Origin of the sequence: Marinobacter sp. RI1, from assembly GCF_041155085.1 — a bacterium.
In the GTDB taxonomy this organism is placed as follows: domain Bacteria; phylum Pseudomonadota; class Gammaproteobacteria; order Pseudomonadales; family Oleiphilaceae; genus Marinobacter; species Marinobacter nauticus.
Window position 1 is genome coordinate 1,598,637 of record NZ_AP031605.1, and the last position, 15,491, is coordinate 1,614,127.

Here is a 15,491-nt window from a genome sequence, read left to right on the forward strand (position 1 = left end):
AGTGCCTGTAACAAAAGTGTAACAATGTCGAGTGAGTCACAGTTGGAGCGGTAGGAGGCGGTTCTGGCTGGCGCAGATCACTGGTTTTGGTGTACCTGACGACAAGTGGGCAAAACGGGGCACGGCCCCGGAACTCGAGTGTGTTCCGGGGAAGGTGCGGGCTCTTGATCAGAGCCCGTAAGAACGCGAAATGGTGTCTATCTCACCGCTTTCCTGCATGGCCTGGTAAGCCGTATTCAGGGCTTTGATCAGGTCGGGATCAGAGTCCTTGTTAATGGCCAGGTACATCGGGGTTTCGCGGAAAACAAGAACTGCCTCAAGGCCGGTCACGTCGGAGGCATCGGCGGCCAGGTAGGGGCCTGCCAGGCCATCGGCCACCCATAGATCGATCTGATCCTGTTCCAGCCGCTTGGCATTCAGTCCATTGTTGGTGATGGCGGAAACGTCGAATCCTTTGTCTTCCAGGTATCCCGTCATCACATCGCCCTTGTAGCCACCGATACGGTAGTCACGGGCATCCTCAATATCGTCCAGTTTGATGCTGGAGCCGGGCTTGGCGAACAGGGTCCACTTGATGCTGGAGAGTGGTCCCACCCATTCAAAGAAAGGCTCCCGCTCGTCTGTCTTGGATACGCAGTAGATACCATGGTCTTCGTGCCGTTGGGCGCGGTTCATGCCATAGCTGAGGTCACGCAGTTTGATGCTGTAGTCGACCTTGGCATTCTCAAGAACAGCTTTGAGCACATCGGTGCAGAGGCCGGTGATTTCGGATTCTGAATGGGCAAAGGGCTGACCGCTGGTGGTCATGTTATAAGGAGGATATTGTTCGGTGTAAACGCGCAGTTGCTCGGAAGCGGTGGCACAGCCGGCCAGAACGAGCATGGCAGCGAGAAGTCCGAGTTTCCCTTTCATGAGGATGCTCCGTTTTCGGTTCAGAATTTGGGAGTTCACTATGGTATTCAACCGGTGTTCAATGAGGCAGCTCGGATTGTTCTTCTTTACAATGGCGCGCCACTCTGTTTTAAGGATTTGTAATGAAGATGCCCGTTGTCACAGTAACGCTGGTTTCTGCCGCATTGCTCTACGTATTGTGGGACCAGACCAGGGGAACCCCGGCTCCGGCCAGTGCAGAGCGTTTCAGTAACCTGGCGACCAGCCCTGCAAGCCGGGGGGAGGTACTTGATTTTGTGGTCAGCCGGGTTCCCGTTTTTTGCAGCGAGGCGACGGGACGGGATAGCGGGGAGACATTCAACGATTGTGTGCAGCGAGCAAACAGTCGATCCTCATCCTGCCGGCGAACGATGGTCGGCCGGTTTCCGGATAACGTGATGTCTGAAGCAGTATTCCGGGATCTGTCGATTACCATGATCAATTGCCTGGTGCCTCAATCCGGGGTGGTGCAACCCTGACGTAACGACACGACAAGGATAAGTCCATTGGAAGCTTTGTTTTATCTTTTGGTTGCGGGTGTTCTCCTGCTTGTGCCAGTTGGCTCATTGCTGGGATTTCTCGCTTTTCGCCAGCGGGATCGCCATGCCAGCCGGATCGAAGCTCTGAGCGAGGAGGTTACCGGTTTAAGGCATGAACTGGAGGCGCTGAAGCGTCAACAGTTTCAACCCCAGCCTGGGAGTGATGAGGCGGCATCGGCTGCCCAAGCGGTGCCCGATACCGCTGACGCCGATGTTGATAACACCGCGCTCCCGCTGGAACCGGAGCCTGCGCCCGCCGAGCCGGAAGCGGTTGTCCCATCCCCCGACTATCGCCGCCCTTCTGTGGAACCCCGCTTCGCTCAGGCACTGAAAGAGAACTGGATGGTGTGGTTAGGCGGATTGAGCGTCAGCCTGGCCGGTATTTTTATGGTCAGCCATTCGATCAGCGCCGGTTTGATTGGTCCCGCACAGCAGTTGCTGATGGCCCTGGTGACCGGGGTTGCTCTCCATGCTGCGGCTGAACTCCTGCGGCGACGCCATCTGGGCACGGATCAGGTCTTTGCGGCACTTGCCGGTGGTGGAAGTGTCACGCTTTATGCCGCCATGCTGGCGGGTGTTCATCACTATCAGCTGATCGGTCCTGTCCTGGCGTTGGTCGGGCTTGCGCTGGTGTCACTTGCCACCATGGCCCTGGCGCTTGTCCATGGCCCACTGCTGGCCATTATGGGATTAAGCGGCGCCTATCTTGTGCCATTACTGGTTGGCGGGGAAGGCGGCAGTTCGGCCTTTGTGCTCAGTTACAGTGTGGTGATTACCACCAGTTCTCTGTTATTGATGCAGCATGTTTACCGGTCCTGGCTCTGGTATGGCACGCTCGCCGGTGCAGGTCTGTGGTGGTTGCTGGTGGCCGCGAGTGAAACCAACAGTCTGGCGATTGCCTGCTATCTGCCGGTGCTCCTTCTGCTCTTCTCTTTTTTGCCCGGTCGCCGACGGCTGAGCCCTGAACGTCGCCGCGAAGCTTTGTTGGCGGTGCTGTCGGTCTGGGGTGCTTCCATATACGGGCAACCCGTTGATGCCCCCTCTTTCCTGGTCTGGTTGCTGATCCTGCCGTTGGCTGTGCTGTTGCCTCAGAGTCGGCAACAGCTCTGGTATCTGCCCTGGGCGGCAGTGCTCGCCACGTTTGCCGGTTGGCTGGCATGGTCCGGCCGCTGGAGTGCCGAGGTGCTGTTCATGCCGCTGGCTCCGAATTATCACCAGGATTTCCTGACGTATCTGATTGTGGCCTCAATTGTGGTGGTGTTAACCGGTCTCTGGCAGTGGCGGAGTCAATTAACACTCAGGCGCTGGGCGTCTCTGGTCATGCTCGCGCCGGTCGTCTGGCTGGTGTTGGGCTGGTTGCTGATTCAGGGTGGCCAGGCCTCGGGTAATTGGGCCATTGCGTCACTGTTGGCCGCTGCGGTTTACGGTGGGCTGGCGTGGCAGCTGGAGCGAAACCACGCGTATCGAGCGGGCCTGGTCTGGGCGATTCTGGCCGCCCATGGGTGTTACTCTCTGGCGGTCGCCATGTGGCTGCAGGAAGCCTCGATGACCCTGGCGCTGGCGGCCCAGTTTGTCAGCCTCGTCTGGCTTGGGCGGCGTTACCAGGCGCCGGAGCTGTTTCTTGTTCTCAAAGTCCTGTTGGCGATTGTTGTGACCAGGCTGACGTTTAATCCCTGGTTGCAGACCTATGAGGGCGACGGGCACTGGTCGCTCTGGACCTACGGTGGAGTAACGATGTTTGCGGCGGGTGCCGCCTGGCTGGCCCGGGCCGAAGCCATCAGGCCCTGGCTGGAAGCGGTCACTCTGCATTTGCTGGTTTTGTTCCTGGGGGCCGAACTCCGCTACTGGTTGTACGATGGCAATATATTTGCCCATGAATACGGGTTCACCGAGGCGTCAGTCAACACCTTGCTTTGGGGGGCCTTGAGTATGGTCTACGTGTTCCGGGCCAGCGTGGCCGGGGCTCTGGGCTGGTTGTATCGACTGCTGGCCCGTGTGCTGCTGGTCCTCAGCGTGCTGAGCTATCTGGTGCTGGTTGTGGTACACAATCCATGGTGGGCAACCAGCGTGGTTGGTGACACCCCGGTCTTCAATATGTTGTTGCTGGCCTATGGCGCGCCGGTTCTGCTGGCCCTGGCGAACAGCCGGTTCTCGGATCTGGTTCCGGTTCGCTGGTCTCTGTGTGTCGCTGCCGGGGCATTCGGACTGTTCACGTTGCTCGAAATCCGGCAACTGTGGCAGGGCTCGGAGATGACGATAGCCAGTGGCATGAGCGAGGGTGAGCTTTATACCTATTCGGTGGTGGGCATGCTTTACGCCATTGCCGCAATTCTCTGGTCCACCCAGAACCGGAGTGCGTTGCTGCACAAGGCCGGAATGATTCTGCTTGGCCTGGTCATCGGCAAGATCTTTCTGGTGGATATGGCAGGGCTGCAGGGGCTGTGGCGGGTTGCTGCCTTTATGGGGCTGGGGCTGGCGCTGCTTGGCCTGGCGTGGATGTACCGGCGAACCTCCGGCTCCGGGAAGGCGTCAGAATCCTGAGACCGTTGATCGGGATTTTGGCGTTGCCCATGACCGGTGTTCGCTATACAGTTAACAAACACTCACTTAATTCTGGCAGTAGATGAGGAAATCCAGGTGACAGAACTCGTAACTTACGAACTGAACGACGGCATTGCCACCATTACCGTGAACAATGGCAAGGCTAACGCTCTGAGCCATGAGGTATTTGACGCGCTGAATGCCGCGCTGGACCAGGCAGAGCAGGATAAGGCCATTGTCATTCTCACGGGCCAGCCGGGGATGTTTTCCGGCGGCTATGATCTCAAGGAAATGCAGAAAGGCCCGAAAGAGGCCATGGCGCTGGTTAAGGTGGGCTCTACGTTTACCCGTCGTCTGGCTGCATTTCCGCTGCCGGTTATTGCCGCCTGCAGTGGCCACGCCATCGCCAAGGGCGCGTTCGTTCTGCTTTCAGTGGATTATCGAATCGGGGTAGAGGGTGGCTTCAAGCTGGGCCTGAATGAAGTGGCCATTGGTATGACCATGCACCATGCGGGCATTGAGATTGCGCGCCATCGTATGCCGGCCCCTTACTTCTACCGCTCGGTGGTAAACGCTGAGATCTTTAACCCGGAAACGGCTATCGCGGCCGGCTTCCTGGATGAAATTGTGGCGCCGGAACAGTTGGCGGAGCGCGCCACAGCGGTGGCAACGCAAATGAAGCAACTGAACATGCGCGCCCACAAGCAAACCAAGCTCAAAACCAAGGCCGCTTATCTGGAGAAGCTGGACTGGTGCATTGAGCAGGATGCAGCCCACTTCGACGTACTGGGCTGATCCCTGACGGGGCCACCTGTCTGGTGGCTCCTGTCGCTTCAGTTGGTTTCCCGGTAGTTCACCAGATCGTAACGCTTCTGGTAACTGCCGTTTTCTCCCGCACACAGCAATCCCGCCTGGACCGGGCAGCCCTGATCGTCAAGCATCAAGGTGCCGATATTGCGGTCACTGGTCAGGAAGAAGTCGCTGTCTTCCGGCAGCAGGTAACGTTCCTGGTTTTTGCCCAGTAACTCGCCGATCCTGTTGATGGCCCTCAAGCCGATATTCTCACCCATGGGTACGTTGTTGCAGGCGCTGCTGCAGATCTGCCAGAGCACGGGCCCCTGGCTGGTTTGACGTCTTCGGGCAAAGGCGTAGTGAACGTCGCCAGAGAAAACCACCACATGCTCAACGCCGGGTAGCTGGCAGCAGGACGCTTTCAGAGCCTCGAGCGATGCCGTGTCAGCGCTCCAGGGTTCCCGGTCCAGGGTGCGTTTGAACATGGGAAAATTCAGCTGCAGGTATTCGATATGACTGAACCCGTAGGTGGGGGTCGGTGAGACCACAATCAGCGTGCGACACTGATGAAACCCGGAGAGTCTCTGGCCCAGTTGCTGGATCTGCTGATCAGACATCAGGCCAAGCGAGTGTTTGCCTCGCTTGCTGAATTCCCGGTGCGTGCGGGTATCCAGCACCGCCACCGGCGGTGTCTGTTCCAGTTCGTAGCCCCAGTACCGCTCAAGCAACCAGTCCCATTCTTTGTGGTCGGCTGGCGTATTCTGTTCGAGAAGTGTTTTGAGTTTTGCCACTTCGGACTTCACCAGAGAGGGCTGATTGCCCCAGTGCTGGCAGAGGAAGTAAGTCTGCAGAGCGTTGATCAGCACATACCGGCCAATGGGCGTGGTGCTCAGTTGCCGGGCGTTCTGTTTCGAGATGTTCCAGTCGTCGGTTACTTCATGGTCATCAAAGATCATGTAGGTCACCGTGTTGGCGAGCAGTTGGCGGACCTCCGAACGGGCCAGATGTGCAAAGCCAGACAGATTACGGTGGTCTTCTGCGTGTTGTCGCTCCGTGTAGACATATTGCACCGGCGGGTTCCGGCCATCCCGGGTATTGGCGGGCTGTTTGGCAAGCCGTGGCTTGAGTTCGTCGTGGCCCGCGAAGTCGAGGCCAAACTGGTGTCCGGCGCCTGAGAAGGCAAACAGGTACATGCTCAGATATTCGGCACGGGTCAGCAGGTGAGAGCTTTTGGCGCTGGAGCTGAATCCGTAGGGGCTTCGGGTTACCCAGTGCCGGTCATCCAGTTTCGACAGCCGGAGCAGGTCTTTGCCCGCCGGCAGGTTTTTCAGATCATCGGCCAGTCCAAGGTGTTTCTGCAGCTTGCCCAGATAATCCAGCAGCAAGGGTGACACATCGTCGGCGTAGATCTGGTCGCCGGTCAGAAACAGCTGGCTTGGCCGGCTCTCCTTGCGCAGATTCTCCGCCAGCAAACGGGCGCCCCGGGCAAGTTGGTCCGGCTTTTTGTCTTGCCCTGGGGAGTGAGGGCGCCGGCAGGAGGCCTGAATGAAATGCCGATGTTCCCGGGGCAGGTAAACACTGGGCAGCTTGTCCGTGCCAGGGCAAAGTGTCGCGAGCAGCTGGCTGTCTCCAAAGGGCTCGCCATCCAGTACTATTTCATAGAAGAGCTCATTGGTTTGGTGATAAGGCTCGGCGTTGTCGAGGGGAAGGTCCGTCGACAGCATGCAGATAAAGCAGTTATCGCCTGCTGGTATGAACTCGGCGTCGCAGTCTCTGGTAACTGGTGATGCTCTGGCATCATCCAGATAGGTATTCAGTTGAATGCTCTCGGGACGCTGGTCTAATACCAGCCATAGGTTGAGCACGGTGCGATTGGAGTGGCGTACGATAGGGCCGCAGATGATCATGGGAAACTCCTTTCCGGTATGTGAATCCTTTCGGGGGTAATGCCCGCTTTGTTGTTGTCATTAAAACGTGCAGTATATCTGATCAAATTAACCGCAGGGATCGCAAATGCAGTGTTTATGCCGCCTGTGATCGCATGTCCTTGCCTTGCTAACAAAGTTATCCACAGAAAGTGTGGGTAAACACACAAAGGAATGACCGTTTCATGACCGATAAACCTGCAAAAGCTGTTTCTGCTTCAGCTATTGAAAAGCATGTGTATAAAGTGTTCCCGAACGATATGAACTCCCACAATACGGTGTTCGGGGGCATGATCATGGCGAAGTGTGACCGCTTGGCACTGGTGGTCGCGGAGCGGCACTCGGCCCATGTCTGTGTGACGGCGGCGGTGGATTCCATTCATTTTCGCGCTCCCGCCAAAGGCAATGACACCTTGTTGTTCAATCTGTCGCTGAACCGTAGTTGGGGCTCCTCCATGGAGATCGGTGCGAAGGTGGAGGCCGAGAACAGCTATACCGGCGAGACTCGCCATATTCTGTCCGCCTTCTTTACCTTTGTGGCACTCGATGAACAGGGCAAGCCGGTGGATGTGCCCCAGGTAATCCCGGAAACCGAGGACCAGAAGCGCCGTTATGCCAAGGCACAGATACGCCGTGAAGGGCGTTTGCGCACCCGGGATGAATTGTCGAAGGCGAGTGGCTGAGGGCTATCGCATATTACCGCCAGTCGTGGTATACCAGCCCCCGTGATGACTAACTATTCTGGAACCGGATGTCATGCCTAAAGCAAGTGAAATCAAAAAGAATCAGGCGGTTGAATACGAAGGCCGCGTCTATTTCGTGAAGGATATCGAGCGCTCCGTGCCCCAGGGCCGTGCCGGAGGCAGCCTTTACCGGATGCGCATGTACGATGTGGTCACCAACCAGAAACTGGATGAGACCTTCAAGGACTCGGACATGCTCAATCTGGCCGACCTGGTGCGCCGGGAAGCGACCTTCTCCTACGCTGATGGTGATGAGTATGTGTTCATGGATACCGAAGACTTTACTCAGTACATGCTCAACCGCAGTGCCATTGAGGATGAGTTGCTGTTCATTACTGAGGACACCCAAGGGGTAATGGTGATTCTGGTGAGCGAAAACCCGGTGGCCATTGACCTGCCGCCGACGGTGGAACTGACCATTGAGGAAACCGACCCGTCCATCAAGGGTGGCTCGGCAACCGCCAGAACCAAACCCGCCCGCCTGACCACAGGCCTGGTGGTACAGGTTCCTGAGCACATTTCCACGGGTGACCGAATTCGCGTGAACGTGGAAGAGCGCAAATTCCTCAGCCGCGCCTGATGATATGACAAGAGGTCAGCCGATTGAGCTGACCTCTTGTGCGCTGAGATGGCGGTAGCTGCCAGGCTCTAGCCCATCCACAGTCAGCCCGCCCATGCTTTCCCTGTGCAATGAGGTCACCCGGTTGCCCACGGCGTGAAACATGCGTTTTACCTGATGATAGCGGCCCTCGTAGATCGTCAGCCGCACTTCCCGCTCTCCTAATGGCTCCAGCGACGCGGGCGAGGTTCTGAGTTGTTCGTACTCGAACCAGATGCCTTCCCTGAACCGATCCTCTGTCTCCGGTGAGATGGCGTAAGCCGTGGTTACCCGGTATACCTTGGGGATTTTAACCGCCGGTTCGGTCAGCCGTCGGCTCCAGACCCCGTCACTGGTGAGGATCAATAGTCCGGTGCTTGCCCTGTCCAGTCGCCCTGCGATGTGCACATGCGGCCGAAGCAATGGGTCAATCAGTTCCATAACGGTGGGATGCTGGTCATCCCGGGTGGCGCTCAGATAGCCCGATGGTTTATTCAGCATCAGGTAATACGAAGGGGCCGCGCTCTGGATGATTCGCTGGTCAACGCACACTTCACGAAACCGCGGGATGTCAAGGTCCGGATCATGGCAGCGCTCGCCATCAACATGAACACGGCCGGCGGCGAGCAGGGCCTTGGCCTGTCGGCGGCTAATACCGTTCTGATTGGTGAGTATCCGTAAGAGCTTCATGTTGTGCCCGACAAAAAAGGAGCTCCGAAGAGCTCCTGGTGTGCTGTCTGATTTGCCATCAGCTATCGGCTGTGTCGCCCTCCCAGCGGGCAATCTTCTCACGGTCCTGATCTGACACCACGTCTGATTCCAGTGATGCCCGTTGCTCTGGTGCAACCAGGCCCTGGGCGGCCATATCCCCGGTTCTGCGCGCTTCCTGCTCCTGGCGGATATAGTCGAGCCGCTGTTCCCGGTCGGCCTGCTTTTCGCTCTTTATTTCGTCGTTGCGGCGACGGAACTGGTCTTCCAGTTCGCCAACCACGCTGTTGATGAATCCATCGCATGGCGACAGGGACAGCAGATACCTCGGCTGCTCCAGGTTTTGCTGGCCAGAGACCGCAAACGTTGAGCTGACCGCTTCGGTTGCCAGAGCGAAGTAAGTGGCGTCGAAACTGAAGACATCCTGTTCACTGGACGCACTGTGACGGTCGGCGCCGCGGTAATGAGTTGCCCGCATCACCGTGCCTTCACAGTGCATATCGAACAGGTTGGACTTGAAGAAGATCTCGGCCCAGAACAGATGGCAGATTCTGGACAGTGTCCGGCCGAAGCCGAGCAATAGCAAGCTGGCAAGCAGGATGGCGGCAGTGGCGCCTGCGGGGACGAACAGCAGGTTCAATGCCTGGTCGACATCGAGCCGGGTAGCGCGAAGCTGATCCAGAGCGTAAACATGGTCCATCACGCGATCGGCACCCAGCCAGAGCAGCAGGGCACCCGCCAACAGGAGTATCTGGCCAGCGATGGTTCCGCTTGCCCGGGCCCAACGCAGGGATTTTGGCTCTTCGCGGTCTTCGACAACAGGTTGTATCTCGACCAGAAGGTCGCCGTTGAACTGCTCATTCTCCCGGTTGGCATCACCGGTGTCGTTGCTGTCCAGATATACCCGGTTCGGCAGCTCCTGCTGACGTTTTTGCATCAACACCAGGTCGCGCAGCGTCGTGAAAATCTGGCGTGGGTGCAGATCGAATCGCCAGCTGTTGTTAAGTTCAGAGCTGCTGGTTGCGATGGGCACCATGCCAATGCGTGCTTTGATTAAAACCACCGCAATGGCCGCTGTCGCCAGAGCACAGACGATAGTCAGGGTCAGCAGGGACCCGGTACGGAAAACCGGTTCAAGCAGGGGCATCAGGCCTGCCAAATCCTGGCGGGCACTGACGTGCAGACTGTCCCAGAAGCCAAGCCAGCCCTGGGCAGTCAGGATCGGCACTGCGATGGCACCGATGATCACCAGCGCCAGTCCCTTGCTGGTGGTCTGGCCCAGAGTGGTCATGTTACTGCGGGACAGCGGGTTGCCGAGTTTGACCCACAACAGGCCCAGGTACACCAGCAATGACGCTTGCAGGATCAGTGAGATAACCGTGCTGCCAACATCCGCGCCTTCGGTGCCTGAGAACACCATGGTGACCACCAGGCTGGCCACCAGAAAGGCGGCGATGGCCACGAAGCTCTTGGTCAGTTTCATGGCCAGATTCTGAGCGACGTTGCGAATGGGCCAGGGGGTGACAATCAGGTTGGGAAAGACCGAGTGAACCGCCCGGGCGAACCAGCCGGTGGGCTCGATAAAGGTCGGGTTGCTCTTGCTCATGAGCATGTTGTGGAGCATTTTGGAGTTATACAGGGTCGGCTCGCGTTCGTTCACGGCTTCACGGGCAACGTTTTTGGCCAGTGAGGCCGGCGCGGCGCGGCCCACGAAGAAACGCATGACCTGGAACAGGCCTCCGCCCAGCGCCTTCAACCCGCCCATTACAAACAGGCCGCCGATCAACAGGTTAACCCAGGCCCTGGGTTTGTCGGTACCAAGCAGGGGTTGAATCTGAAACAGGAGATAGACGCCAATCGCCAGCAGAATTGCACCACGAATGGACCGGACCAGCCCTTCGAACCGGAATGGATTCCGGATGTTGAGTTTTTGAGCTCCGTACTCAAATGCCATGCTTTGTTCCTTTACATGAGTAAGAGAGGGTGTAGAGAGGCGCAGAGTTTAGCCTGAAAACTGTGAACAATTACCGGAAAATACATAAAAAAATGTAAAACGGAGTAAGATTTTTCGTGGTCGGCAGGGCGGATTTTATAAGACCCGGATTTTTTTCATCAGCGCGGGCCATCCAACCGGCAGTTGTTCTTCCAATGCCTTGAGGACTGAGTCGGGTATCTGCCAGGGATCAAACGCCCGATTACAGCCATAGATAACCCAGTTGTTGGTTTTGCTTTTGAAGGTGAGCAGACACGGGAACTGGCGTTTCAGCTCGCGCAGCAGGTTACCGTCCGGCTCCGGCATGCGGTGATAGTTAAGAACGAGCCAGCCGTCAGGTTTGAGTGCCCGGGCACAGGCCTTGATGAACCGGCGTTGGGCTTGAAGGGGCGACATCCGGTCTGCGCTGTACAGATCCGTGACAATCATGGCGGTGCTGGCCCCCGGAAGCGTTTCCAGTGTATGCCAGGCATCGGCGACGGTGACATGAAGGCGCTCATGTTGCGGGAACGAGAACCAGTCCCGTGCGGTCTCGAACACCTTTTGACGCAACTCCACCACATGAACCTGACTGTCGGGTAACAGGCGGTGTATGCCGTGGGCGACGACGCCTGCGCCCAAACCAAGCACAGTGATGTGGTCGGGCCTGGCGAAGGCAATGGGCAGCAGCATGGCACGGCTGTATTCGTGGACGGGAACATGGGGTGCCCGGCGCAAAATTTTGCTTTGCTCAAACACGGAATCAAAACTGAGAATCCGGTGTTTGCGATCATCAATCACCAGAATATTGCCGTAGCGGTCGTTGGCGACATGCACGATATCGCCCTTGATATCGGGCCGTTTGATGATGGTGCCCATCAGTTGGCGGCGTAGCGCTGGTGCAGGATACCTACACGTTCCACGTAGGCTTTGGTTTCCGCGTAAGGCGGAATGCCCCTGTAGCGGCCAACGGCGCCGGGGCCGGCGTTATAGGCGGCGGTCGCCAGGCGAGTGTCGCCATTAAAGCGTTTGAGCATTTTGGCCAGGTAGTCGACACCGCCGCGGATGTTTTCGCTGGCCTCCAGTGGGTCTTTTACGCCCAGTTCCTGTGCCGTCCCCGGCATCAGCTGCATCAGTCCCTGGGCACCGACCGGTGAAATGGCCTTGGGGTTGAAGGCAGACTCGGCATGTATAACGGCTCGCACCAGGGCCGGGTCAACATTGAATTCAGCTGCCGCGGTCTGGATTTCACTGCGATAGGGGCTCAGGAACAATGGCGTTTTGTGCCAGTCGACGCTGGATTCCGGGTCACAGGCGTAGCAGTGGAAGCGGATAACATCGAAGTCGGCGTTGCCCGGGCGCTGGCTGCTGTAGGCCACGACACCGTGTTCGTCGGTGTAACGATACACGGTTTCACTCTTGGTGGAGGCTCGTGGCTGGCTTTTGCTTTTCACATTGGTGAATTCCACCCGTCCGTCCGGATGCACGATGCGTTTGATGCTGTCGGCATGGGTCGTAGCTGTCGCGAGAAGGAGTCCGGTGACAAGGGCAATGGTGACTCTGGTTGTCAGGGATGTACCGCTGAAATTCATCAAGAACCCGAAGCTTTGTTTCTGAATGACACACTACGTCTATTATCGCGGTAGATGGCCGTTCAAGTGTAGGAGTTTCGTGCCTTCATGATACCGATTGTTCATGGGGTCACAAATTGGCCGTTGTCTTCAGGCATCGCCGGCAATCGGTCCGGCTGGCGGCGGAAGTCGCTTGCCCGACCAGTTCTCCAGCAGCCGGCAGGCAACCAGGTCGCCGGTCACATTGATGGCGGTTCGGCACATATCCAGGATTCGGTCCACGCCCATGATCAAGGCAATGCCTGCGGCTGGTACACCCACCGATTGCAGTACCATTGCCAGAATGACAATGCCGACCCCCGGGGTAGCCGGCGACCCTATGGAGGCACCTACTGCCATGGCGACCACCAGGGCCATACTGCCAACACTGAGGTCGATGCCGTAGACCTGGGCCAGGAAAACGGTCGCGACGGCCTGATAAAGCGCAGTGCCATTCATGTTGATGGTGGCGCCCAGGGGGATTACAAACTGGGAAACCGACGGGCGCACCCCCAGTTTGTCCTCTGCGGTGCGGATAGACAGGGGCATGACAGCGGCGGAGCTGGAGGTCGAAAATGCCAGCAGCAAGACATCACGGGTATCCCTCAGGAACTGCAGTGGCCGTACACCTGCCAGCAGTTTGAGAATGACCAGATAAAACCCCATCAGGACGGCGAGGCCGAACAGCACCGTTGCCACATAGGAGGCCATGCCAATCATGGCACGAAAACCCAGGGTAGTCGTCAGTTGTGCCATCAGGCCAAACACGGCATAGGGGGCGAGGCGCATGGCCCAGCGAACCACGGTCATGCAGATTTGCTGCAGTGAATCGAGCAGGTCGAGCATCGGCTTGGCTTTGTCGCCCGACATACTGACCAGCGCAACGCCGATGATGATGGAGAAAATCACCACCTGCAGCATCTGCCCTTCCACCATGGCGTCCAGGGGGTTGCCGGGCAGAAGTCCAATCAGTGTTTGGGGGATGGCGTCCAGGCCGGGGATGTCGGCGGCCACCGGCGCGGCATCGGCTGGCGGTGTGGTCAGGCCGGTCATCAGATCTCCCGGGTTAACCAGGCCGCCCACCCAGAGGCCGATGGTGGCCGCAATGGCGGTTGTAATGACAAAAAACAGGGTAACCCGGGTACCCATTTTCCGGAGTTGTTCCAGGTTGTCGCTGGCGGCCAGTCCTCGCACCACCGAGGCAATCACCAGTGGTATGACGATCATCTGTATAGTGGCGAGGAAGAGCTGTCCCGGAAACGCCAGCCAGTTACCGATCAAGGTGCCCGTGTTCGGTTCGACCAGGCCGACCGAAGGACCAAGCAGGGTGCCCACCACCAGACCAAGCCCCATGCCAATGAGCACTTTAAGCCAAAGCCTGCCTTTGACCAGTGTGGCCAGGTAGACGCTCAGATGGCGCAGCGAGCGAGGTGCATTGTCGGTGGTCTGAGCTGGTGTGTTATCCATGATCAACGTGTCCGTGTTGCCGTTTTTCTGTGCCGGTGACAGGCAGGGATCGGGCCTTTGAAGACAATAACCTTAGGATAGTCAGGCAAACTATGCATCTGGATCAATTTCTTTGTGATTCCGCTTCGGTCTACGACTGTTTGGGCTAAACTGCAGAGAACGCTGACGATAAGGAGCTTTTATGCCGTTCTCTCCGAACCACCTTGCTGAGCTGAACCTGTTATTGCAGTTTCCGTCCGCCTCTACCCAGGAGGGCATCAAGGTGCACGCTCACAGTGCGGCGCCGGAAACGCTGCGCGCGGCGGAATCCTTGTTTGCCAAAGGGCTGATAAGCCAGAAGGATGGTGGTTACCTGACTCCGCTTGGTTGCGAAGCGGTGGAGTTTACCCAGAAGCTTCAGACAATGCTCACCGCCCCATAGGGTGACTGTGTCTCTGTAATGGCAAGGCTGTACCTGTTCCCGGCCTGATTGGCCGGGTATAGTCGAGGCTCTTTTTCCAGCCTCTGCCGGGACTTATGCCACCGATCTATTACTCCTTTTTTGTGCCCGCCCTGTTTGTCTGGTTGTGGAGCACCGGGTTCATTGGCGCCAAGTATGGTCTGCCTTATGCGGAGCCCTTTACCCTGCTGCTGATCCGTATGCTGCTGACGCTGGTGCCGTTGGCTATTCTCGCCGTGGCCATGAAATCCCGTTGGCCGGGCTGGCGTGGGGCCGGACATCTGGCGATTACCGGGTTGTTGGTGCAGGGAACCTATCTGGGCGGGGTGTTCTATGCCATCGATCAGGGCATGCCTTCAGGCCTGGTCTCACTGATTGTTGGTCTTCAACCGCTGGTAACAGCGCTGGCAGCCGTTCTGATTCTGCGGGAGTCGGTTGCTGGCAGGCAGTGGCTGGGGCTGGTCATGGGGCTGGCCGGGGTGGCGTTGGTGTTGGCGGAAAAGCTGGGCAGCGGTGCCAATGGTGGTAGTTTTTCATCGGTCACCATTCTCTGGGCCGGCTTGTCGTTGATCGGAATTTCCCTGGGTACGGTCTATCAGAAGCGCTTCGGAACCGGAGTGGATCTGATATCTGGCACCATGATTCAGTACACAGCGGCTGCAGCGTTCTTCGCGATTGGTGCCTTCACGCTGGAGACCCGGCACATCGAATGGACAGTGCAATTCAGTCTGGCGCTGGGATGGCTGGTGTTCGGGCTGTCGGTAAGTGCCATTCTGATTCTGATGTGGCTTATTCGTCGCGGTGCGGCTTCGCAGGTGGCCAGTCTGTTTTATCTAGTGCCACCGGTAACGGCACTGGAAGCTTTTATTCTGTTCAATGAGCGGTTAGGGCCGTTGGCCATTGCCGGGGGAGTGGTGGCGGTAGCCGGGGTGGCCCTCGTGGTTACTGGAGGGCCACGACCGTTAAATCGCTGATGCTATACCTTTGGCCCCTTACCGCGCAGGGCGTTAACAACCAGCGACACCACCAGAAGCACCAGAAAGACGAAAAACAGTATCTTCGCGAAGCTGGCCGCTGTGCCTGCAATACCGCCAAAACCCAGAATTCCTGCGATCACTGCAATTACGAGACAAACAATAGCCCAATAGAGCATTTCCTGTCCTCCATTCAAGGGTTGCCCTTTAACCGTGGCACAGGGCTTCCCGGTACGCAATTTTCAGCGGGCTT

The 15,491-nt window shown here is 57.6% G+C and carries 15 protein-coding genes; 7 read left to right on the forward strand and 8 right to left on the reverse strand.

Going from position 1 to position 15,491, the window contains the following annotated elements; all coding sequences use genetic code 11:
* Nucleotides 1-168 precede the first annotated feature (168 nt).
* Nucleotides 169-912 carry a substrate-binding periplasmic protein gene (locus ACAM27_RS07180; RefSeq protein ID WP_369612768.1) on the reverse strand — a complete coding sequence of 248 codons (744 nt, stop codon included), beginning with the start codon at nt 910-912 and terminating at the stop codon, nt 169-171.
* A 122-nt stretch (nt 913-1,034) separates the two neighbouring features.
* Here ACAM27_RS07180 and ACAM27_RS07185 point away from each other — a divergent pair, with 122 nt between their 5' ends.
* The 3 genes from ACAM27_RS07185 (at nt 1,035) to ACAM27_RS07195 (ending at nt 4,805) form a co-directional block, all read left to right on the forward strand.
* The gene (locus ACAM27_RS07185; RefSeq protein WP_369612769.1) at nt 1,035-1,409 is read left to right on the forward strand and encodes a hypothetical protein; all 375 of its coding nucleotides are present in this window, start codon (nt 1,035-1,037) and stop codon (nt 1,407-1,409) included.
* 27 nt (nt 1,410-1,436) lie between these two features.
* Entirely contained in the window at nt 1,437-4,010 is a 2,574-nt protein-coding gene (locus ACAM27_RS07190) for a DUF2339 domain-containing protein (protein ID WP_369612770.1), read from the forward strand.
* Nucleotides 4,011-4,106: 96 nt separating this feature from the next.
* Complete coding sequence (locus ACAM27_RS07195) at nt 4,107-4,805, forward strand: crotonase/enoyl-CoA hydratase family protein (RefSeq protein ID WP_219193720.1); 699 nt, start codon at nt 4,107-4,109, stop codon at nt 4,803-4,805.
* A gap of 38 nt (nt 4,806-4,843) precedes the next feature.
* On the opposite strand, the gene ACAM27_RS07200 is transcribed toward ACAM27_RS07195, so the two are convergent.
* Nucleotides 4,844-6,709, reverse strand: a complete 1,866-nt coding sequence (locus tag ACAM27_RS07200) for an alkaline phosphatase D family protein (RefSeq protein ID WP_369612771.1) — start codon at nt 6,707-6,709, stop codon at nt 4,844-4,846.
* Between the two features lie 203 nt (nt 6,710-6,912).
* On the opposite strand from ACAM27_RS07200, the gene ACAM27_RS07205 reads away from it, so the two are divergent.
* The gene (locus ACAM27_RS07205) at nt 6,913-7,410 is read left to right on the forward strand and encodes an acyl-CoA thioesterase (RefSeq protein WP_022991506.1); all 498 of its coding nucleotides are present in this window, start codon (nt 6,913-6,915) and stop codon (nt 7,408-7,410) included.
* A gap of 73 nt (nt 7,411-7,483) precedes the next feature.
* Nucleotides 7,484-8,050, forward strand: a complete 567-nt coding sequence (gene yeiP, locus ACAM27_RS07210; protein ID WP_011786351.1) for an elongation factor P-like protein YeiP — start codon at nt 7,484-7,486, stop codon at nt 8,048-8,050.
* A gap of 15 nt (nt 8,051-8,065) precedes the next feature.
* Here yeiP and ACAM27_RS07215 read toward each other — a convergent pair whose 3' ends face one another.
* The 5 genes from ACAM27_RS07215 to ACAM27_RS07235 all read right to left on the reverse strand — a co-directional run bounded on the left by ACAM27_RS07215 (nt 8,066) and on the right by ACAM27_RS07235 (nt 13,825).
* Entirely contained in the window at nt 8,066-8,758 is a 693-nt protein-coding gene (locus tag ACAM27_RS07215) for a pseudouridine synthase (RefSeq protein WP_011786350.1), read from the reverse strand.
* Nucleotides 8,759-8,816: 58 nt separating this feature from the next.
* A complete protein-coding gene (locus ACAM27_RS07220; protein ID WP_369612772.1) occupies nt 8,817-10,730 on the reverse strand; it encodes a hypothetical protein in 1,914 nt (637 codons plus the stop codon).
* Between the two features lie 135 nt (nt 10,731-10,865).
* A complete protein-coding gene (locus tag ACAM27_RS07225) occupies nt 10,866-11,627 on the reverse strand; it encodes a methyltransferase (RefSeq protein ID WP_278800554.1) in 762 nt (253 codons plus the stop codon).
* Entirely contained in the window at nt 11,627-12,340 is a 714-nt protein-coding gene (locus ACAM27_RS07230) for a lytic transglycosylase domain-containing protein (RefSeq protein ID WP_369612773.1), read from the reverse strand. The genes ACAM27_RS07225 and ACAM27_RS07230 overlap by 1 nt, the downstream gene beginning before the upstream one ends.
* A 129-nt stretch (nt 12,341-12,469) precedes the next feature.
* Entirely contained in the window at nt 12,470-13,825 is a 1,356-nt protein-coding gene (locus tag ACAM27_RS07235; protein WP_369612774.1) for a dicarboxylate/amino acid:cation symporter, read from the reverse strand.
* A 181-nt stretch (nt 13,826-14,006) separates the two neighbouring features.
* Here ACAM27_RS07235 and ACAM27_RS07240 point away from each other — a divergent pair, with 181 nt between their 5' ends.
* Complete coding sequence (locus ACAM27_RS07240) at nt 14,007-14,246, forward strand: TIGR02647 family protein (protein WP_011786345.1); 240 nt, start codon at nt 14,007-14,009, stop codon at nt 14,244-14,246.
* A 95-nt stretch (nt 14,247-14,341) separates the two neighbouring features.
* Entirely contained in the window at nt 14,342-15,238 is an 897-nt protein-coding gene (locus tag ACAM27_RS07245; RefSeq protein WP_369612775.1) for a DMT family transporter, read from the forward strand.
* Between the two features lie 2 nt (nt 15,239-15,240).
* Here ACAM27_RS07245 and ACAM27_RS07250 read toward each other — a convergent pair whose 3' ends face one another.
* Nucleotides 15,241-15,417 (reverse strand): DUF1328 domain-containing protein, encoded by a 177-nt coding sequence (locus ACAM27_RS07250; protein ID WP_022991499.1) that lies wholly within the window; start codon nt 15,415-15,417, stop codon nt 15,241-15,243.
* Between the last annotated feature and the right edge of the window lie 74 nt (nt 15,418-15,491).

Bases quoted from the DNA above. Each gene is read 5' to 3' on its own strand.
- ACAM27_RS07180 (WP_369612768.1), bottom strand. From the start codon at position 912: ATGAAAGGGAAACTCGGACTTCTCGCTGCCATGCTCGTTCTGGCCGGC.
- ACAM27_RS07185 (WP_369612769.1), top strand. From the start codon at position 1,035: ATGAAGATGCCCGTTGTCACAGTAACGCTGGTTTCTGCCGCATTGCTC.
- ACAM27_RS07200 (WP_369612771.1), bottom strand. From the start codon at position 6,709: ATGATCATCTGCGGCCCTATCGTACGCCACTCCAATCGCACCGTGCTC.
- ACAM27_RS07205 (WP_022991506.1), top strand. From the start codon at position 6,913: ATGACCGATAAACCTGCAAAAGCTGTTTCTGCTTCAGCTATTGAAAAG.
- yeiP (WP_011786351.1), top strand. From the start codon at position 7,484: ATGCCTAAAGCAAGTGAAATCAAAAAGAATCAGGCGGTTGAATACGAA.
- ACAM27_RS07215 (WP_011786350.1), bottom strand. From the start codon at position 8,758: ATGAAGCTCTTACGGATACTCACCAATCAGAACGGTATTAGCCGCCGA.
- ACAM27_RS07220 (WP_369612772.1), bottom strand. From the start codon at position 10,730: ATGGCATTTGAGTACGGAGCTCAAAAACTCAACATCCGGAATCCATTC.
- ACAM27_RS07225 (WP_278800554.1), bottom strand. From the start codon at position 11,627: ATGGGCACCATCATCAAACGGCCCGATATCAAGGGCGATATCGTGCAT.
- ACAM27_RS07230 (WP_369612773.1), bottom strand. From the start codon at position 12,340: ATGAATTTCAGCGGTACATCCCTGACAACCAGAGTCACCATTGCCCTT.
- ACAM27_RS07235 (WP_369612774.1), bottom strand. From the start codon at position 13,825: ATGGATAACACACCAGCTCAGACCACCGACAATGCACCTCGCTCGCTG.
- ACAM27_RS07240 (WP_011786345.1), top strand. From the start codon at position 14,007: ATGCCGTTCTCTCCGAACCACCTTGCTGAGCTGAACCTGTTATTGCAG.
- ACAM27_RS07245 (WP_369612775.1), top strand. From the start codon at position 14,342: ATGCCACCGATCTATTACTCCTTTTTTGTGCCCGCCCTGTTTGTCTGG.
- ACAM27_RS07250 (WP_022991499.1), bottom strand. From the start codon at position 15,417: ATGCTCTATTGGGCTATTGTTTGTCTCGTAATTGCAGTGATCGCAGGA.